Source organism: Oscillibacter sp. (assembly GCF_040505565.1).
In the GTDB taxonomy this organism is placed as follows: Bacteria; Bacillota; Clostridia; order Oscillospirales; family Oscillospiraceae; genus Oscillibacter.
The window spans coordinates 96,360-116,417 of the sequence record NZ_JBEUWZ010000024.1; the positions used below are offsets into that span (position 1 = coordinate 96,360).

Annotated in this window: 11 protein-coding genes; 9 read left to right on the plus strand and 2 right to left on the minus strand. The window is 56.9% G+C overall.

All coding sequences use genetic code 11. The annotated features are described in order from the left end of the window. Positions 1 to 352 precede the first annotated feature (352 nt). From ABWQ15_RS12440 to ABWQ15_RS12455, 4 genes are all read left to right on the plus strand, one after another. Positions 353 to 2,551, plus strand: a complete 2,199-nt coding sequence (locus tag ABWQ15_RS12440; protein ID WP_353909099.1) for a bifunctional diguanylate cyclase/phosphodiesterase — start codon at positions 353 to 355, stop codon at positions 2,549 to 2,551. A gap of 116 nt (positions 2,552 to 2,667) precedes the next feature. Next, positions 2,668 to 6,276 (plus strand): response regulator, encoded by a 3,609-nt coding sequence (locus ABWQ15_RS12445; RefSeq protein WP_353909100.1) that lies wholly within the window; start codon positions 2,668 to 2,670, stop codon positions 6,274 to 6,276. A gap of 144 nt (positions 6,277 to 6,420) precedes the next feature. After that, complete coding sequence (locus tag ABWQ15_RS12450; RefSeq protein WP_502919124.1) at positions 6,421 to 6,594, plus strand: 4Fe-4S binding protein; 174 nt, start codon at positions 6,421 to 6,423, stop codon at positions 6,592 to 6,594. A gap of 224 nt (positions 6,595 to 6,818) precedes the next feature. Beyond that, complete coding sequence (locus ABWQ15_RS12455; RefSeq protein WP_353909101.1) at positions 6,819 to 7,859, plus strand: PocR ligand-binding domain-containing protein; 1,041 nt, start codon at positions 6,819 to 6,821, stop codon at positions 7,857 to 7,859. A gap of 265 nt (positions 7,860 to 8,124) precedes the next feature. On the opposite strand, the gene ABWQ15_RS12460 is transcribed toward ABWQ15_RS12455, so the two are convergent. Next, a complete protein-coding gene (locus ABWQ15_RS12460; protein WP_353909102.1) occupies positions 8,125 to 8,781 on the minus strand; it encodes a Crp/Fnr family transcriptional regulator in 657 nt (218 codons plus the stop codon). A 309-nt stretch (positions 8,782 to 9,090) separates the two neighbouring features. On the opposite strand from ABWQ15_RS12460, the gene ABWQ15_RS12465 reads away from it, so the two are divergent. Next, positions 9,091 to 11,583, plus strand: coding sequence for an FAD-dependent oxidoreductase (locus tag ABWQ15_RS12465; RefSeq protein WP_353909103.1), 2,493 nt, complete (start codon positions 9,091 to 9,093; stop codon positions 11,581 to 11,583). 163 nt (positions 11,584 to 11,746) lie between these two features. Here the strand turns inward: ABWQ15_RS12465 and nifJ are convergent, their stop codons facing one another. After that, complete coding sequence (gene nifJ / locus ABWQ15_RS12470; RefSeq protein WP_353909104.1) at positions 11,747 to 15,406, minus strand: pyruvate:ferredoxin (flavodoxin) oxidoreductase; 3,660 nt, start codon at positions 15,404 to 15,406, stop codon at positions 11,747 to 11,749. 379 nt (positions 15,407 to 15,785) lie between these two features. Here nifJ and ABWQ15_RS12475 point away from each other — a divergent pair, with 379 nt between their 5' ends. From ABWQ15_RS12475 to ABWQ15_RS12490, 4 genes are all read left to right on the plus strand, one after another. Further along, entirely contained in the window at positions 15,786 to 17,303 is a 1,518-nt protein-coding gene (locus ABWQ15_RS12475; RefSeq protein WP_353909105.1) for a YifB family Mg chelatase-like AAA ATPase, read from the plus strand. Between the two features lie 91 nt (positions 17,304 to 17,394). Continuing rightward, positions 17,395 to 18,582: a tRNA uracil 4-sulfurtransferase ThiI gene (thiI, locus tag ABWQ15_RS12480; protein ID WP_353909106.1), complete on the plus strand. Its 1,188-nt coding sequence runs from the start codon at positions 17,395 to 17,397 to the stop codon at positions 18,580 to 18,582. Further along, positions 18,579 to 18,785 carry a hypothetical protein gene (locus tag ABWQ15_RS12485; RefSeq protein ID WP_353909107.1) on the plus strand — a complete coding sequence of 69 codons (207 nt, stop codon included), beginning with the start codon at positions 18,579 to 18,581 and terminating at the stop codon, positions 18,783 to 18,785. Before thiI ends, ABWQ15_RS12485 begins: the two co-directional genes overlap by 4 nt. Continuing rightward, a complete protein-coding gene (locus tag ABWQ15_RS12490) occupies positions 18,785 to 20,050 on the plus strand; it encodes a competence/damage-inducible protein A (protein ID WP_353909108.1) in 1,266 nt (421 codons plus the stop codon). The genes ABWQ15_RS12485 and ABWQ15_RS12490 overlap by 1 nt, the downstream gene beginning before the upstream one ends. The last annotated feature ends 8 nt before the right edge of the window (positions 20,051 to 20,058 follow it).

The following is a 20,058-nucleotide window of genomic DNA, read 5'->3' on the forward strand; positions in this document are numbered from 1 at the left end:
TTACGGAAACTCAAGCAGTGCGGATAAGCAGCTTGATCTCATTAGTAAGCGCCTGGTGATCGTGACAATTGCATTGAAGTACCGCTGAATTCCCAGACATAAATTAGATAATGCGGCGGTGCTTTGCGCTTTAGAGTCTTTCCTGAGTACCCGAGAGAATATGAGAGAAAATGCGCAGAAACGTTGTAATTTGAATATAGTGACTATATAATAATATATATCATAATATATATATCATGATTTTACAAAATAAGCAGGTGTCGTAACCTGCAGTTTGCACGAATTTCAGTGGTATCTTTTAATTGATGACTTTCAGTTTTAATATACGCGAATGGACGGAGGGAAAAGGTGGATGAACCCAAGACGCAAGATTTTGGTTGTGGAAGACAATATTGTCAATCGCCTGACGCTCTGTAAAATTCTCTCACAGGATTACGAGACGCTGGAAGCCGCCAACGGGCAGGAGGCGTTCGATATTCTGAAGCGGGAGGCACCGGGCATTTCCCTGATCTTCCTCGACATTTGCATGCCCGTTATGGATGGATATACGTTTTTGGAAATGGTACAAACCGATCCGAGACTCGCTGCTGTCCCTGTTATCGTCGCAACCCAGAGTGACGGAGACGAAGACGAGGTTGAAGCCCTGACTCACGGCGCCACAGATTTTATCACAAAGCCCTATAAGCCCAGCGTAGTTCTGCACCGGGCCACCAGCATTATTTCTCTTCGGGAGACGGCCGCGCTGATGAACCAGATGGAGTACGACCAGCTTACCGGCCTATATAGCCAGGCGTTTTTCTATCAGCGGGTGCGCCAAATTCTCGGGCAGAACTCGGAAACGCAGTATGATCTGCTCTGCTCCAATGTAGAGAACTTCAAGTTTATCAATGAGGTGTTCGGTCTGGCCGTAGGGGATCAGGTACTTCGCCTGATCGCACGGGAGCTGCAAAGCGGCCTGCCTGGCGATCACTTGTGCGGTCGATTACATGCAGATATCTTCGCGTGCATGATTGAGCGGGGAGCCTTCGATTTTGAGTCTGCACTGGGCTGTGCTATGACGCGAATCCGCGGGGAGTCCGGAGTAAAAGGCTTCTCCATGAAGTGGGGCGTTTACCCCATTACGGACGTCCACCTACCTGTGGAGCGGATGTGTGACTGGGCGGTGCTGGCCTGCAATTCCATCAGGGGAAAGTACGGCCGGACAGTGGCTGTTTACAACGATGAGCTACGCCAGACGCGGCTGCGGGAAAAGGCACTGGAGGACAGCATGGAGTCCGCGCTAAACTCCCGGCAGTTCGAGGTTTTTTATCAGCCGAAATTTAACCTGCGCAGCAATCGCATCTGCGGCGCAGAGGCGCTGGTGCGTTGGAATCACCCGACACTGGGGCTTCTCCCCCCCGAAAAATTCATCCCACTTTTTGAGCGCAACGGCTTTATCACCCGGCTGGACCGGTATATCTGGGAAAACGTGGCTGTCACGATACAAGACTGGGACCTGCGGGGGATACCGCTGGTTCCCGTCTCCGTCAATGTTTCCAGAGCAGATATCTACAATGACGATCTGGATGCCTCCCTGGTTGATATTCGGAGGCGCTATCAAATCAAGCCGTCTCTCCTTCATCTGGAGATTACGGAAACTGCTTATACGGAAGATCACCAGCAGCTGTGCGATGTGGTGACAAATCTCCGAAATGCGGGCTTTACCATCGAAATGGACGATTTTGGAAGTGGTTCTTCCTCGTTAAATATGCTCAATGAGCTGCCGATCGACATTTTAAAGCTGGATATGAAATTTCTAAAAAACGGCTTGGAGCGGGGCAAGCGCCGAAGTATTCTCAGCTTCGTGGTGAGCCTTGCCCGATGGCTGGACCTTCAGGTCACCGCTGAGGGTGTGGAGTCCGCGGAACAGGTGGAAAAACTGCGGAACGTGGGCTGCAATTTTGCTCAGGGCTATTATTTTTCTCCCCCGCTTCCCCGGTTGGAATTTGAACAGTTTCTTCAGAATGTGGATATCTCCGAAGAAGAAAACATGCTGAAGGACTGCGATATTCTGGAGAAGACCCGCCTTTTAGAGGTTGCCGCATACGAGGACTATCTCACTGGCCTTCTGAATCGTAGGGGGCTGAGCAACGCGCTGGCACAGCTGGATTTTTCCCAGGAAAATATTGCGATCTTTATCTTTGACATGGATAATCTGAAATGCTGCAACGACTCCAAAGGGCATACCAGCGGCGACGAGATGCTTCGGCGGTTCAGCGACATCCTCCGCTCTCACACCCGCGGGGGAGACATCATCTCCCGGATCGGCGGCGACGAATTTGTGGCCGTAATACCCCAGATGCGCTCTCCCGAATCCGCCATGAAAAAGGGGCAGGAGATCTGCCGGGCATTTCGAGACAGCAGACCCGGTACACCGGACGGGTGCGTCGCGTCCTGTTCGGCGGGGCTGGCAATTCTGCAGGACGGGGAATCCTTTGATGATGCGTTTGCCCGTGCGGACCGGGCGCTCTACCATGGTAAACGTACCCGGAAGGGCACTTGTTTTGACTAAGAAATCTGCATTAGGTATACGCCGGCATATTCTTTTCCATCATAAACTTAAAATTCTAGAAACGGCAGCTCCGCAGACAAGGTTAAAAAAAGCGGATTTTGAGGGGGATAACATTCATGAAAGAGAGTGCAGCGGCAATCGGGCAGGTACAGGAGTTTTTGCGGACCTGGTTTTGCCGCCGGGACCCGGAGACTACCGCTCAGTATCTGTCCGACGATTTCCAGTATGTCGGCACGGGCGGCGGAGAGACGGTTGTCGGCTCTGCCGCCATGCGAAACTATCTGCTGGAGGATTGCCGGGAGGAGCCCGGTCCATTCCGCGTTGTTTTTCTGCATCCGCAGGAACAACTGCTGCAGACCGGCTGTGCTTTCGTGAATTTAGGGCTTCTTCTTCAAAACAAGCAGTACAGCTGGCGGCTGCGGGCCTCTTTTGCTCTGCGGACAGAAAATGGCCTTTGGCGCATCTGCCATATCCATGTCTCCGAAGCCACAGGCAATCAGCAAGACAAGGAGCACTATCCCCATACGCTGGTAGTGGAAAGTCTGAACCGCCAGCTCAAAGATCTTTTGGACGAGGCCACCCCGGGCGGCATGATGTGCAGCTATCAGGACCCGGGCTTTCCGTTCTATTACGTGAATCAGAGAATGCTGGACTATCTGGGCTATGGCAGCGAGGCGGAGTTCGTCCGTGATATCTCAGGGCTGATAATAAACTGTGTACACCCGGACGACTGGGCAGAGGTTGAACGGCAGGTTGCGGCCCAGATGGGTGAAAGCGGCGAATATACGGTGGAATACCGGATGCGTAAGAAAAACGGCGACTACATTTGGGTCCACGACATTGGCCGCAGCGTAACGGCGGAAAACGGAAAGCCCGTCATTATTTCCGTCTGCGTGGATATCACCGCCCTGCATACGGCGCAGGAAGACCGCCGTGAGATGCTCAATACAATTCCCGGCGCGGTCCTGCGCTGTCGATATGCCGAGGGGCTGGAGGTTCTGAATACCAGCGATGTTCTGTACAGCATCACCGGATACACCCCGGAAAACTTTTCACTGATGGGCAATCGGCTGTCCGCCCTGCTGCTGCCGGAGGACGCCGAAAAGGTTCTCCCCTCCTTTCACACTCAACTGGCCGGAGGCGCCGACTCCGTATACATGGAATGCCGTCTGGCCCGCCGGGACAACGAGGTAATCTGGGTTGCCCTGCGGGGACACCTCACAGAGGGGGTCAACAGCGACAATTCCTTCCTTTTCTGTATGCTCACTGACATCAGCGATCAGGTGGATAAGCGCAACCGCATCCGTGCTCAGTTCCAGCGGGAATCCGACTATGCTACGGAGTTGGCGGCCCCCAATCTGATTGCAAAAGCGCAAGCCAATCTGACGGAGGACACCTTTGAGTCTTATTCCGGTCTGGGTGGTTCCGAAGTGGAGGCTTACTTTACCTCTGTTACCGTGGATGAGGCAATGCGCACTATTTCCGAGAGTGCTGTCTTCAAGGAGGATGCAACTCGCTTTTTGGAGCAGTTTTCCCGCCAACGCCTGATCGACGCCAACGCCGGCGGCGAGACGGATCACAGCGTGGAGTTTCGCCGAAAAAGGATGGATGGCAGGATGATCTGGTGCCGGACGGTGGGCCGCACCTATCTTACCCCGGAAACCAACCACCTGACGTTGTTTGTTTACAGCTTCGACATCACGGAGGAATGGCTCTCCCGTCGCCTTTTGGAGCAGGCATCCATGATGGATTATGATTTTCTAGCGGATGTAGACATAGAAAACGATCATTATCACATCGCCGCCCGTGGCGAAGTAGACTTTATCAGCATGCCTTCTGCGGGTAAATTTCATGAAATATGCCTTAAGACTTCCGCCGCTGTGATTCCGGAGACATTTCAGTCGGATTTTTTGAAGCACCTGGATATTGACACCATTCGCGCCCAGCTGGAGATAAACCCGTCCTACTCGTTCACGATGCCCAATCGGGTAAACGGACAACTGCTTTACAAAAAATACAGCCTGTCGTATATTGACAAGATCTCCGGACATGTCTGCCTGAGCCGCGTGGATATCACGGATATCATCGAGCATGAGCAGCGCCATCGGGAAACGCTGCTGACCGCCCTTCAGGCCGCGGAACAGGCCAACGTCGCCAAGAGTGACTTTCTCTCCCGCATGAGCCACGAGATCCGCACACCTCTCAACGCCATCATCGGGATGGCCGCCATTGCCGCCGGAGCTGTCGATAACAAGCAGGAGGTGGCGGACTGCCTGGGCAAGATCGGTATTTCTTCCCGTTTTCTGCTGTCTCTGATTAATGACATTTTGGACATGAGCCGCATTGAAAGCGGAAAGCTATTGCTGAAGAGCGAGCAATTCTCCCTAGAGCGGATGATCTGCAGCACCACCGACATGATTCGCACGCAGGCAAATCAAAAGGGCGTGGAGTTCGAGTGCATCATGCACACGGGGCTGAAAGACAGCTATGTGGGTGATGAAATGAAGCTCCAGCAGGTGCTGATCAACATTTTGTCCAATGCTGTAAAATTCACCCCCGCCGGAGGAAAGGTCACTTTCTCGGCGGACCAGCTCCACAGCATGAAAAACGCCGCCACTGTGCGTTTCGTCGTCACGGACTCCGGCATTGGCATTGACCCGAGCTTTCTGCCCAGAATTTTTGACGCCTTTTCTCAGGAAAGCGGCGGCACCACCGCTATGTACGGCGGTACGGGACTGGGTCTTGCCATCTCGAAAAGCATTGTGGATATGATGGATGGACACATTACCGTCCGTTCCATTCAGGGAGTGGGGTCCGAGTTCACCGTGGACGTGAAGTTGGAAATGGGCGCAGAGGAGACCCCCCGGCGCCGGGAGGCCATCCCCTACGCGAAGATGAACTGTCTGGTGGTAGACGACGACGCAGCCGTCTGCCAGAATACGGTCCAGATCCTGCGGGAGATCGGCATGACTGCCGAATGGGTGGACAGCGGTGCCCGGGCGATTGCCCGGACCCGGGAGCTGCTGGAACAGCAACAGCATTTTTCATCTGTTATTCTGGACTGGAAGATGCCGGAGATGGACGGAATTGAGACCGCACGGCGCCTGCGGACCATGGTAGGACCGGAAGTTACCATCATCGTTATGACCGCCTATGACTACAGCAATATTGAGGACGATACCCGCGCGGCCGGTGTGGATCTACTGGTGGGTAAGCCGCTGTTTCGATCCACCCTGGAGTCCGCCTTTGAACGCGTCTATTCCGGTAAGACAGAGCCACCGTCCACCTCGCAGCTCAGAACTTACGATTTCAAGGGCCGCCATATTCTTCTGGCGGAGGATCATCCCCTGAACATTGAGATCGCAGTGAAGCTTTTGCAGCAGGTCGGCTTCCGGGTGGACACCGCCGTTAACGGCCTCAGGGTACTGGAGCGGTTCAGGGAGTCTGAGCCGGGCTATTACGACGCGGTTTTAATGGACATCCGCATGCCCTTGATGGATGGGCTTTCCGCCGCGGCGGCAATCCGCAATCTCAGCCGCCCCGATTCCGCCCTGACGCCCATTATTGCCATGACCGCCAACGCCTTTGAAGACGACGTGGAGAAAAGCATGGCAGCGGGCATGAACGCGCACTTGACGAAGCCTATTGAGCCGGAAAAGCTGTATCGCGTGCTGCACGAAGCTATCAGCGCACGCAGGGAAGGAAGTCTTCCTTCGTCTCTGTAGACATGACGTTCGAAAGCGTAAGTTTATCACGGAACCGGGATTAAACGTATGCTAGTCTATAATAAAAAACTAAAGGGGGCCAATTACGATGGCTTTTGGATTTAAAGCGAAAGCGATACGGCATCAAACACTGAAAAGCTGCTGGTGGTCAACACAAACCGCTGCCCGCAAAATCATCCCTGTCCATCCGTGCGAGTGTGCCCCACGGGCGCACTGACCCAGTCAGGCTTTCAAGCTCCGACGGCAGAGCAGGACAAGTGCATCCGCTGCGGAAAGTGCGTCAAATTCTGTCCTATGCTTGCGCTGACACTGGAATAACCCGCTGCGGCGTTTCAGTGCAAATACTCGGTAACTGCCAGTTCAGGTATGTCCGCCCCTTTTCCCTGTTAAAAGCATGCTAATTTTTGCCAGGTCTTTAGCTTCTATTTACTTCCAACGCCGCTCATGCTATACTTTCTAAGTAGATAATTCGAAGCAGATGCAGATGCTGATTAGAAAAGATCGCCACATAAAAATATTCATAAAGAAAGTGGGCGGGAATAATGATTGTATTGGATGGATATGCGGTAGATGTTACGAAATTGGAGCTGGAAGATATCATTGATAAATCGGTTTTGCAGCTCTTCCTCGACAACTTTGCTCTGGGCTTTAATTGTGCCGCAGTCTCAGTTGGAAGAAATGGCGAAGAATTTACAAACCCCAGCTATTACCGCCCGTTTTGCGCAAATTATATTCATACCTCCGCTGTTGGTGACGCGCGGTGCGCTTCATGCCACAAAGAATTTGGAAAAAAAGCAGCTGCCAGTAAACGCCCTTACATAGGCCCTTGTCACGCTGGATTGATTGATTTTTCGGCCCCTATTTTAATAGAAGGTGAACTGATCGGAACAATTTTGGGAGGGCAAATCCTAACCAGTCCAATTGACGAGTCCAAAGTCCGTCAAGTCGCGCAGGAAATTCACACCAACTCGGATGGGCTGGTGGAAGCCGCAGAGAAAATTGATATCGTACCAGAGAAAACGATTGAAGCCGCGGCAGAAGTGTTATATATTGTCGCAAATGCGCTGGCGCAGTCCGGATATAATCGAATCAAGGCCGACCTGCTGTCCGCCGAGTTAGCGAATAGCTTTATCCAGATTTCCAGTACGGTTGAGGAACTGGCAGCTTCCGCGCAGTCTATTACGGGAAACCAGAGTTCTCTTGTAAACGAGATCAATACGGTTGGTGACAACCTAAAGTCAATCGTTTCCGCACTTAGGGACGTTTCTAAAATTGCAGATCAGATCCGCATGATCGGACTGAACGCCACGATTGAGGCGGCCCGATTGGGGCAGACCGGAAAAACCATCGCGGTAGTCGCTGAGGAAATTCGCAAGCTGGCCGATACTACAAAATCAACCGTTGCATCCATCGACACCATCAAAGAGGCAATTGAAAAAAGCGTCAACAGTACCGTTCATTCCGCAAACGATACGCTGAACAGTACCAGCGAGCAAGCCGCTGCAATGGAGGAGTTATCGGCAGCCGTGCAAAGCTCGTCCAGTCTCGCCGAATTGCTGAAAGATATGTCACAGACGCACTAAGGCAGCACCGTGTGACAGTGAATGTGATCTGCCCGCCAACACTCCGCCGTCTTCAAATCTCTTCTATATCGTATAAAGCACTTTCAATGGCAAAACTGCCGTTGAAAGTGCTTTTTCTGTATGTTAAAAATTCCGCATGATTTGAGGACAGAGCCACACTTTTTGCTGTTTCCATAGCAGCAGAGTTTCGGCAGCACGGAACACCTGGTTCGCGCACAAGCGCCTGCGCGTTCAGCCATCCGTCCTCAAGATAAACGGCGGCTTTTTAATTTACCAGAGCCTGCAGACGCTTCCGATCCGTCAGCTCCACGGCGCCGCGGGCAAGGGAAACCATACCCTCCGACTGAAAGTAACGCAGCATCCGCGTGACCACCTCCCGCGCCGTTCCCAGATGCGCGGCGATTTTGTCATGGGTGATCTTCAGCGTGTCTCCGCCGTCCAGTGCGCTCTCTTCAAGCAAGAACTCCGCCAGCCGCTTGTCGAAGCTCTTCCACATAATCTGCTCAACAAGCCACATAACCTCGGAAAATCGAGAGGCCATCAATTGATTCGTATAGTTCGACACCGCCAGCGAGCTGTCCATCAGTTTCTTATATACGTCCGCAGAGATGACCCACAACTCCGAATCCTTCTCCGCCTCAATGTCAACATCGAACTGAATGTTTTTCATCATGCAGGCGGCGGAAAACAAACAGATGTCCCTTTCAAACAAGCGGTAGATCGTGACCTCTTTGCCTTCGTCAGAAAGGATAAACGCCCGGAGTTGGCCCGAGCGCACAACAAACAGCCCCACACAGTCCGCGCTGCCGCTGTGCAGCAGCGTTCCCTTCGGCGCAGTGCGCTTCACCGCCGCGCCAAGCAGCAACTCCCGCTCTCCAGAGGTCATTTGATTCCAAACGGGGAAATATTCTTCCAGCCCCATACGCGAATCCCTCCTTTTACAATTAGCCTTAAAAACGGAAGTCCGGCAGCAAAACGGATTTCCTTGCGCCATTTCGTACATACTACAATTATACTTTATTTTTTCCGCATGTCAATTTCGTTTCTGACGTGGACACATTCCTGTCACACAGGGCTGCGGACTTTTTTGGCAACGGCAGCCGTAAATATTTTCAGCAAACAAGCGCCGAAGGGTGACAATATCACGGAAAAACTCACATGCCGCAGATATACTGAAAAAAACAATGTGCGTTTTGCCGCGAGGCGGCCGCACTGCAAGGAGGAGAAAGTTATGTCTAAAGTTGTGATTGTCGGAGGCGTCGCCGGGGGAGCCAGCTGCGCCGCGCGTTTGCGCAGGCTGGATGAAACTGCGGAGATCATTCTCCTGGAACGCGGGGAGTATATCTCCTACGCCAACTGCGGACTGCCCTATTATGTGGGAGAGGTGATCCGCTCCCGGGACGCGCTGCTGGTGCAAAAGCCCGAAGTCATGCGGGCGCGGTTCCGCGTGGATGTGCGCACCCGAAATGAGGTTCTCTCCATTGACCGGGAGAAAAAGACCCTCAGCGTGAAAAAGCTGGAGACGGGCGAGGTTTACCAGGAGTCTTATGACAAACTGGTGCTGGCCACCGGCTCCTCGCCCATCCGCCCGCCCATTCCAGGAATTGACTCCCCCCGCATCCGGACGCTGTGGACGGTACCGGACACGGATCGTCTCCATGACATGGCCCGGGCAAATGGCGTCCGGTCAGCGGCGGTGATCGGCGGCGGGTTCATCGGTCTGGAGGTGGCGGAGAACCTCCGCCACGCCGGGTTGGATGTCTCCATTGTGGAAATGCTGGATCAGGTAATGGCGCCCATGGACTATGAAATGGCTCAGGTTTTGCATGAGAATATTGAAGCCAACGGTGTACACCTCTCTTTGGGCGACGGCGTGGATTCCTTCCGGGATGACGGAAAACAGGTGACCATTGTCCTCAAAAGTGGGAAGGAAATCGCCGTGGAGCTGGTGGTTCTCTCCATCGGCGTGCGGCCCAACAACGAGCTTGCCAAGGCGGCGGGACTGCCCCTCAACGCCCGGGGCGGCGTGGTGACCGATGAGCATCTGTGCACCTCCGACCCGAACATCTACGCGGTGGGAGATATCATTGAGGTAAACGATCTCGTCTTTGGCGAGCGCACCATGGCGCCGCTTGCCGGTCCCGCCAATAAGGAGGGACGCATCGCGGCGGACAATATCGCCGGCGGAGACGTGATCTATCGCGGAGCGCAGAGCACCTCCATCTTCAAGGTATTTGACCTGACGGCAGCCACCACGGGAACCAACGAAAAAACGCTGATCAAACGCGGCTTGGTTTTGGGACGCGACTATGAGCGCGTCATCATCTCGCAGAACTCCCACGCGGGCTACTATCCCGGCGCCACGCCTATGTTTCTCAAGCTCCTGTTCTCCATGGACGGGAAAAAGATATTCGGCGCGCAGATCGTGGGATACGACGGCGTGGACAAACGCATTGACACCATCGCCGTGACGCTGCGGCTGGGCGGAGGGGTCCGGGAACTGACCGAACTGGAGCTGGCCTACGCGCCGCCCTACTCCTCGGCCAAGGACCCGGTGAATATGCTGGGCTTCACGGCGGAAAATGTGCTGACCGGAAAGCTGCGCTTTTCTGGCTGGGATGCGGTGGAAAAACAGCCCGACGCACTGCTGCTGGACGTACGCGAAGACGCTGAGCGCATGGCCTTCCAGCTGGACAACGCCGTTCAGATTCCGCTGGGGGAACTCCGTGACCGCCTGAATGAGGTGGACCGCTCCAAAACCATTCTTGTCTTTTGCGCCATCGGCGTGCGCTCCTACAACGCTGTCCGCGTTCTGATGCTGCAAGGCTTTGAGCACGTGCTGCTCTATCCCGCAGGCACCCGATTCTATCAGTCCACCCACTATCAGCAGTTTGACGGAATCTCACAGCCCGCTGCGCCGGTGTCGGACAGCGGACAGCAGGTGCTGCCGGACAGCGCGCCGATCGAGACGATTCGACTGGATTGCAGCGGAATGCAGTGCCCCGGCCCCATTATGAAGGTATTCGAGTCCATGAAGAGCATGGGGGATGGACAGTTACTGGAAGTCGCCGCCTCAGACCCGGGCTTTGTCCGCGATATCGCGGCATGGTGCCGCCGCACAGGCAACACGCTGGTGTCCAACGACCGGCGCGGAACAGATTTTGTGGCGCTGGTCCGCAAGGGCTTGGCAGAGCCGGCGGTGAAGCGGACGGCGGATGTCCAGGCGAACGCCGGCACGCAGGTGATCGACACTCCCCAGGGCAAGACCGTCATCGTCTTCTCCGGCGATCTGGATAAGGTGCTGGCCAGCTTTATTATTGCCAACGGCGCAGCGGCCATGGGACGGCCCGTAACCATGTTCTTTACCTTCTGGGGATTGACGGTGCTGCGCAAAGCGGAAAAACAGCCGGTAAAAAAGACGTTTATGGAGTCAATGTTCGGCACCATGCTGCCCCGGGGCAGCGGAAAGCTGCGGCTTTCCCGGCTGGATATGGGCGGCATGGGTACCGCTATGATGAAGCGGATCATGAACGACAAAAACGTGGATTCTCTGGAAGCTCTGATTCAAAAAGCTATCAGTCAGGGTGTGAAAATTGTGGCTTGCACCATGAGCATGGACGTCATGGGCATTAAAAAAGAGGAGCTGATTGACGGCGTGGAGCTGGGCGGAGTCGGCGCATATTTGGGCGACGCAGAGGAGTCCAATGTGAATCTGTTCATTTGATAATGCCCGCGATATACCTGCAGCGTCCAGCGCCGCAAAGGTCTTCATACAGCGGCTATCCCCGCAGCTGTACAGCTTGCGTCGTTGATCGATGCAAAAGAGGTTCCCGGCTTTTTAGCCGGGAACCTCTTTTTTATAAGATTGCGTTGAGATCTGCCTGCGCTCAGTCGGCGTACATTGCCTTGAGCTTAACCAGCTTCTCGTAACGCTCCTTGGCGGCCTCTTCGCTCTTGGCGAACAGGGAGGTGGCGCGCTCCGGGAACTCGCGGGTCAGACGGGAGTAACGGGCCTCGTTCATCAGGAAGTCCTGATAACCGCCGGCGGGCTCCTTGGAATCCAGAGTGAACTTCGCGCCCTCGGCGGCGGGGTTGAACCGGAACAGATTCCAGTAACCACAGTCCACAGCCTTCTTCATTTCCTTCTGGGCGTTCATCATGCCACCCTTGATGGAGTGCATCTCGCAGGGAGAGTAGCCAATGATGAGGGACGGGCCGGGATAGGCCTCGGCCTCCTGAATGGCCTTCAGGGTCTGGGCGGGATTGGCGCCCATGGCGACCTGAGCCACATAGATATAGCCATAGCTCATGGCGATCTCCGCCAGAGACTTCTGCTTGACTTCCTTACCGGCAGCCGCGAACTGAGCGACCTGACCGATGTTGGAGGCCTTGGACGCCTGTCCGCCGGTGTTGGAATAGACCTCGGTATCGAAGACGAAGATGTTCACATCGTTGCCGGAGGCAAGGACGTGATCCACACCGCCGAAGCCGATATCATAGGCCCAGCCGTCACCGCCGAAGATCCACATGGACTTCTTCGCAAGGTATTCCTTGTCGGTCAGAATCGCCAGAGCCAGCGTGCAGGCCTCGCAGTCGCAGTAGCTCTTTCCGGCAGCCTTAAGGGACTTGACATGTGCCTCCATCTCGCCGTGCTTGGCGCCAAAGACCGCCTTGGAGGCGGGGCTTGCGACAAAGGTCAGGCACTCGTCCACCGTGCACACGCCCTGCTCCAAGGCGGTAATATAAGCCTTGGTGGCGGCTTCGTTGGCGGTGCTGTCATCCATGGTGTCCAGCCACTTCTGAGCGGCCTCTTTCAGCGCGGGAACCGTGTGGCCCACGGCGATCAGGGCCTGGGTCTTCTCCTTCAGGCTGGTGCGGATGGCGTTCTGGCCCAGGAACATGCCCAGACCGAACTCGGCGTTATCCTCAAACAGAGAGTTGGACCATGCGGGACCGCGGCCTTCCTTGTTCACGCAGTAAGGAGAGGTGGCGGCAGGACCGCCCCAAATGGAGGAGCAGCCGGTGGCATTGGCGATATACATATGGTCGCCGAACAGCTGGGTGACGAGACGGCCGTAGCTGGTCTCGGCGCAGCCGGCGCAAGAACCGGAGAACTCCAGCAGGGGCTGCTTGAACTGGCTGCCCTTGACGGTGTTGTCCTGCATATCCTTCTTCTCGGAGACCTTGGAGACACAGTAATCGAAGACGTCCTGCTGGTCGGCCTCCTGCTCCAGGGAGACCATGGCCAGAGCGTCCGTCGGGCACTGGCCCACGCACACGGCGCAGCCCATGCAGTCCAGGGGAGAGATGGCCATGGTGAACTTATAGACGCCCTTGCCCTTGCCGGCCTTCACGTCCACAATCTTCGCGGCGGCGGGAGCGGCCTTGGCCTCTTCCTCGGTCAGCGCGTAAGGACGGATGGTGGCGTGGGGACAGACATAGGCGCACTGGTTGCACTGAATGCACTTGGCAGAGTCCCAGGTGGGAACGTTGACGGCCACGCCGCGCTTCTCATAGGCGGCGGCGCCCAGTTCGAACTGGCCGTCCGCATGAGGCATGAACGCGGAGACAGGCAGGCTGTCGCCGTCCATCTTGCCCACAGGCCACAGAATGTCCTCCACCTGCTTGACCAAGGCGGGGGCACCGACGGCCTTCTTGGGCTCTGCGGCGTCCTTGGCGTCCTTCCAGTCAGCGGGCACAGCAAACTTCTTATAGGCAGTGGCGCCCATGTCAATGGCCTTGTGGTTCATGTCAACCACGTCCTGGCCCTTCTTCAAGTAGGAATGGGTGGCGGCATCCTTCATGTAGCCAATCGCCTCGCTCCCGGGCATGACCTTGGCCAGAGAGAAGAACGCGGACTGCAATATGGTGTTGGTGCGCTTGCCCATGCCAATCTTGACGGCCAGATCGATGGCGTCGATCGTGTAGACCTGGATGTCATTTTCAGCAATATAGCGCTTGGAGGCTGCATCCAGCTTTTCGGAGAGTTCCTGATCGTTCCACTGGCAGCTGATCAGGAAGGTGCCGCCCGGCTTCACGTCGCGGACGATGGGGAAGCCCTTGGCGATATAGGCCGGGACATGGCAGGCCACGAAGTCGGCCTTGTTGATGTAGTACGGGCTCCGGATGGCCTTGTCGCCAAAGCGCAGATGGCTGATGGTCACGCCGCCGGTTTTCTTGGAGTCGTACTGGAAGTAAGCCTGAATAAACTTGTCGGTGTGGTCGCCGATGATCTTGATGGAGTTCTTATTGGCGCCGACGGTACCGTCACCACCCAGACCCCAGAACTTGCACTCGATGGTACCGGCTGCGGCGGTGGAGGGAGCCTTCTTCTCAGGTAGGCTGAGGTTTGTCACGTCGTCCACGATGCCGATGGTGAACTGACGGCGAGGCTCTGCCTTGCTGAGTTCGTCATAAACGGCAAAAATGCTGCGGGGCGGCGTATCCTTGCTGCCAAGGCCATAACGACCGCCAATGATGGTGGCCTGACGGCCGGCGTTGGCAAACGCGGTGACAACATCGAGGTACAGCGGCTCGCCCTGGGAGCCGGGCTCCTTGGTACGGTCCAGAACCGCGATCTTCTTAGCCGTGGCAGGGATGGCGGCCAGCATCTTCTCGGGGGCAAACGGACGATACAGGCGGACCTTCAGCAGACCGACCTTCTCGCCGTGAGCGTTCATGTAGTCGATGACCTCCTCGGTCACGTCGCACACGGAACCCATGGCAATGATGACGCGGTCAGCGTCGGCGGCGCCGTAATAGTTAAAGAGCTGGTAATCGGTGCCCAGCTTCTTGTTGATCTTATCCATGTACTTCTCCACCACGGTGGGCAGAGCGTCATAGTACTGGTTGCAGGCCTCACGATGCTGGAAGAAGATATCGCCGTTTTCGTGAGAGCCGCGCATGTTGGGGCGCTCGGGGTTCAGCGCGTGCTTGCGGAACGCGTTCACGGCGTCCATGTTGCACATTTCCTTCAGGTCCTCGTAGTCCCACACGGCAACCTTCTGAATCTCGTGGGAGGTGCGGAATCCGTCAAAGAAGTTCACAAAGGGAACGCGGCCCTCGATAGCAGCCAGATGGGCCACGGGGCTGAGGTCCATGACCTCCTGCACGTTGCCCTCGCACAGCATAGCAAAGCCGCTGGCGCGGCAGGCCATCACGTCGGAATGGTCGCCGAAAATGTTCAGCGCATGGGTAGACACCGTACGGGCGGAAACATGGAACACGGCGGGCAGCAGCTCGCCGGCCATCTTGTACATATTGGGAATCATCAGCAGCAAGCCCTGAGAAGCGGTGTAAGTGGTGGTCAGGGCGCCGGCGGTCAAAGAACCGTGGACGGTGCCGGAGGCGCCTGCCTCGGACTGCATCTCGCACACCTTCACTTTGGTGCCGAAAATGTTCTTCTGGCCGGCAGCGGACCACTGGTCCACAAGATCCGCCATGGGGGAGGACGGGGTAATCGGATAGATTCCCGCCACTTCGGTATACGCGTAGCTGACGTATGCAGCGGCGTTATTACCGTCCATGGACTTGAATTTTCTTGCCATAAACTTACCTCCTAATAGTTGCCGCACCTATCGGGCGGCATTTTAACAAAGCCACGAATCCGCTTTCCCGAACGATATCCGCGCAGAAATATTATAGCACCGAGGTTCTGAACTGTAAACATTTGGTTTGTTATTTTTTGCGCAAATCTCCATTTTTCTGTGGAAAGTCCAAAAGAACTTTATATTTTTAAGCACTTTTTTTGTAAGAGGGTTTCAATCTCCGTCATTTTGTGGTAAAATAACCGCGTTTCTTACGATGCCTTTTACCTGTCTGTTTTTACCTCTTTTGTCATACCTCTCGTCTTTCGTATTCCTGTGCGGGGAAATTTTTGGCATCTTAAAAGTGATCTTACTGTCAATTGATTCAGGAGGTAGGCTCATGGTTGTATCCATCCGCTCACTGGGGCTGAACGGCATCGCGGGCTACGAGGTGAGCGCGGAGTGCTTTCTCTCCGGGGGGCTGCCCGCGTTCGATATCGTAGGGCTGCCCGACGCCGCCGTGCGGGAGGCCCGGGAGCGGGTCCGGGCGGCTGTGAAAAACTGCGGCGTAAAATTCCCCGTCAGCCGCATCACGGTGAATCTGGCCCCCGCCAACCAGAAAAAGGCGGGAACGGTTTACGATCTGCCCATTTTCATCGGCATATTGGCCGCTGCGGAAGAGCTGAAAAAAATTCCACCCGACGCAGCATTTCTGGGTGAGCTATCCCTCTCGGGGGCGGTCCGGGGTGTCAGCGGCGTGCTGCCCATGGCGCTAGCCGCGAAGGAAGCAGGCATCCGCACCCTCTTTGTCCCAGCGGAGAACGCTGCGGAAGCCACGCTGGCCGGGGGACTGACGGTTTACGGCGTGCCAGATGTGAAAGCTCTGGTCGCCCACCTCCGGGGCGAAGCGCCCCTTTGCCACGCCGAGCCCTGGTCACCGGCAGAAGAGTCGGAAGACCTGCTGGACCTGCGGGACGTAATGGGGCAGGAAAACGTGAAACGGGCGCTTGAGATCGCCGCCGCAGGCGGACACAATCTTTTGCTGATCGGCTCTCCCGGCTCCGGGAAATCCATGCTGGCCAAGCGTCTGCCCTCCATTCTGCCGGACATGACCAGAGACGAGGCTCTGGCGGTCTCCGGCATCTGGTCGGTGGCGGGACTGACGAACCCCAGGCACCCGCTTTTGCTGCGCCGTCCCTTCCGTTCTCCGCACCACACTTCCTCCGCTGTGGCACTCAGCGGAGGCGGGCCGTATCTGCGGCCGGGCGAGATGTCCCTGGCCCATAACGGCGTACTGTTTCTGGACGAGCTGCCGGAGTTTCACCGAGATGTGCTGGAGGCCATGCGCCAGCCCCTGGAAGACGGGGAGGTCACCGTGGCCCGAGCCGGAGGCACTCTGCGCCTGCCGGCGCAGTTCCAGCTGGTGTGTGCAATGAACCCCTGCCGCTGCGGCTGGCGGGGGCACCCATCCGGACGGTGCACCTGCTCCGACCGGGACGTGGAAAAGTATGTCGAGAAGATATCCGGTCCTTTGCTGGACCGCATTGATCTGCACGTAAACGTACCGTCTGTTGAATACGAAGCCCTCCGGCGCAAAACAGTTCCGGAGGATTCCGCCGCCGTGAAGCAGCGGGTGGAGGGGGCGAGGAGCTTACAGCTGTCCCGCTTTACCGGGACGGATGTGACCTGCAACGCTCAGATGCCGCCCTCCATGATCGCCGACGCCTGCGCGCTGGATGCGGCGGGCGACGCGCTGATGAAATCCGCCTTTGAGCGGATGGGCCTCACCGCCCGGTCCCACGACCGGGTTCTGCGGGTAGCCCGCACCATCGCGGATCTGGAGGGTGCGGAGCACATTGAAGCCCCGCATCTCGCGGAGGCCATCCAGTACCGCAACACGGAGATTCTGAAGGGCTGACCGGCAGGGCAGAGAGAGTCCGGCCTTTTAGGCTGAAGGAGCGCTTGTTCCCGCGCCGCGGCGGCGCAAAAATCCCAATCGGAGGTTTTATATGACAAACGAAAACGCGCAGGAACTTTTCCTGCTGAAGCTGGGCGAAGTGGTCCTGAAGGGACTGAACCGCCGCACCTTTGAGGACAAGCTGGTCAGCAACGTCTGCCGCAGGGTGCGCCACTGCGGCAACTTCAACGTGTATCTGCGCCAGAGCACGATCTATGTGGAGCCGCAAAACGGCGAATGCGACATGGCCGCGGCGCTGACCGCCTGTCGGCAGGTATTCGGCGTGGTATCGGTCGCCCGGGCCGTTCCCTGTGAAAAGGACGTGGACGCCATCACCGAAACGGCGGCATCATATCTGAGGGATGAATTCGCGGCGGCGAAAACCTTTAAAGTGGAGTCCAAACGGGCGGACAAGCTGTTCCGCCTGAACTCCATTCAGATCTCGCAGGCCGTGGGCGGCCTTTTGGCACAGCGGTTTCCCGACGTATCCGTGGACGTTCACAAACCCGACCTGACCGTCCATGTGGAGATCCGGGAAAAGGCGGCCTATGTCCACGCGCCCGCCGCCCCCGGTGCGGGCGGTCTACCCGTGGGCATGGGCGGCACGGCGGTGAGCCTTCTCTCCGGCGGCATCGACTCCCCGGTTTCCTCGTGGATGATGGCCCGCCGTGGCGTACAGCTGGAACTGGTCCACTTTGTCTCCCCGCCCTACACGTCCCAGCAGGCGCTGGACAAGGTGCTGGAGCTGGCGAAGCTGCTGACGGCGTGGTGCGGGCGGATGACGGTCCACGTCATTCCCTTTACCAAAATTCAAGAGGAGATCCGCAAAAACTGCCCGGAGGAGTATTTTACCCTCATTATGCGCAGGTTTATGATGCGCCTTGCGCAGGCCGTGGCCAAAAGCGTCCACGCGGGCGCCCTCATCACCGGCGAATCCCTGGGTCAGGTGGCCAGCCAGACCCTGCCGGCCCTGAACGTGACGGAGGATGTGACGGACCTGCCGGTTCTGCGGCCCCTGATCGGCATGGACAAGGTGGAGATCATCCGGATCTCCCGGGAAATCGGCTGCTTTGAAACCTCCATTCTCCCCTATGAGGATTGCTGCACGGTGTTTACTCCCCGGCATCCCTGCACCCGGCCGAAGCTGGAGGACGTCCGGGCGGCGGAGGCCGCGCTGGATATCGACAAGTTGATGGATGAGGCCATGGCGGGCCGCGAAAGAGTTCAGGTGAAACCGTGAAGAAGGTGGAGATGAATTTGAGCGCCGCCGTATCGTCTCTTACAGCCGGGGCAATGTGCCTGGCGCTGGCATCGCACAACGGCTTTAAGGCGCTCTATGTTCTCGCCGCCGGACTGAGCGCTCTTGCAGGAGCGATCAATCTGTTTGATTGCTTCAAAGCGTGGCACTCTGACGACGAATCCGAGAAAAGAGGTTTTGATTGATGGCACACACCGCTGAAATTATCGCCGTGGGAACAGAGCTGCTTCTGGGCAACATCGCCAACACCAACGCCCAGATGCTCTCCCAGAGCCTGTCCGGCCTGGGGGTCAACGTCTTTTGGCACACTGTGGTGGGGGATAATCCGCAGCGGCTGAAAGAGGCGCTGAACATCGCCCGGAGGCGGGCGGATATCCTCCTTACCATCGGCGGGCTGGGACCCACCTACGATGATCTCACCAAACAGACGATCTGCGAGGCCTTCGATCAAAAGCTGGTGCTGCATGAGGACATCGCCGCAGATATCCGCGCTTTTTACGAATCCGCGCTCCATGTCTCCATGCCGGAGAACAATTTGCAGCAAGCGGAGCTGCCGGAGGGCTGCACCGTGTTTGACAACCCCGTGGGCACCGCGCCGGGCTGTGCCTTTGCGTCGGGCGGCGTCCATGTGCTGATGCTGCCCGGCCCGCCCCATGAGTGCGAGACCATGCTCCACCGGCATGTGGAGCCCTATTTGCGGAGCCTTTCCGGGGAGACGATTATTTCCCATGACATCATGTGCTTCGGTATGGGCGAATCCTCTGTGGACCAGCTGCTCCACGAAAAAATGTCTCACATGGAAAACCCCACGCTTGCCACTTATGCCAAACCCGCCGAGGTGCGTCTGCGGGCCACGGCCAAGGCCGGCAGCGCGGCGGAGGCGGAGGCCATGCTGGCCCCGGTGGTCGCGGAGGTGAAGTCGCTGCTGGGAGACGTGGTCTACGGTGTGGACGTCGCCTCGCTCGAGGAGGTCTGCAAGCGGCTTCTGGAGGAAAAAGGATTGAGCCTCGCCACGGCAGAATCCTGCACCGGTGGAGCCATCGCCCAGCGGCTCACCGCCTTGTCGGGGGTGTCCGCCGTGTACCGGGGCGGGGTGGTGTCCTACTGGACGTCTGTAAAGGCGGACGTTCTGGGTGTGCCACAGGCGACGCTGGACGAATACAGCGCGGTGTCCGAACCCACGGCCCGGGCCATGGCGGAGGGCGTCTGCCGTGTCACCGGCGCGGAGGTGGGCGTCTCCGTCACCGGTGTGGCGGGACCGGACAGCGACGAGCGGGGGAATCCCGTGGGCCTCGTCTATCTGGGGCTGCATACTCCGGACGGAACCTTTTGCCGTAAGCTGGAGCTGGGGCAGCGGCGGCGGGACCGCATCCGCAATGTGGCGGCAAGCACAGCGCTGGACATGGTGCGGCGGTATCTCGCGGGCCTTCCGCTGAAGCCACGGCGTTGAATTTTATG

What these genes read in the sequence shown, in the direction of transcription:
- ABWQ15_RS12440 (WP_353909099.1), top strand. Translation starts at nt 353, where the DNA reads ATGAACCCAAGACGCAAGATTTTGGTTGTGGAAGACAATATTGTCAAT.
- nifJ (WP_353909104.1), bottom strand. Translation starts at nt 15,406, where the DNA reads ATGGCAAGAAAATTCAAGTCCATGGACGGTAATAACGCCGCTGCATAC.
- ABWQ15_RS12445 (WP_353909100.1), top strand. Translation starts at nt 2,668, where the DNA reads ATGAAAGAGAGTGCAGCGGCAATCGGGCAGGTACAGGAGTTTTTGCGG.
- ABWQ15_RS12490 (WP_353909108.1), top strand. Translation starts at nt 18,785, where the DNA reads ATGGCACACACCGCTGAAATTATCGCCGTGGGAACAGAGCTGCTTCTG.
- thiI (WP_353909106.1), top strand. Translation starts at nt 17,395, where the DNA reads ATGACAAACGAAAACGCGCAGGAACTTTTCCTGCTGAAGCTGGGCGAA.
- ABWQ15_RS12460 (WP_353909102.1), bottom strand. Translation starts at nt 8,781, where the DNA reads ATGGGGCTGGAAGAATATTTCCCCGTTTGGAATCAAATGACCTCTGGA.
- ABWQ15_RS12475 (WP_353909105.1), top strand. Translation starts at nt 15,786, where the DNA reads ATGGTTGTATCCATCCGCTCACTGGGGCTGAACGGCATCGCGGGCTAC.
- ABWQ15_RS12465 (WP_353909103.1), top strand. Translation starts at nt 9,091, where the DNA reads ATGTCTAAAGTTGTGATTGTCGGAGGCGTCGCCGGGGGAGCCAGCTGC.
- ABWQ15_RS12455 (WP_353909101.1), top strand. Translation starts at nt 6,819, where the DNA reads ATGATTGTATTGGATGGATATGCGGTAGATGTTACGAAATTGGAGCTG.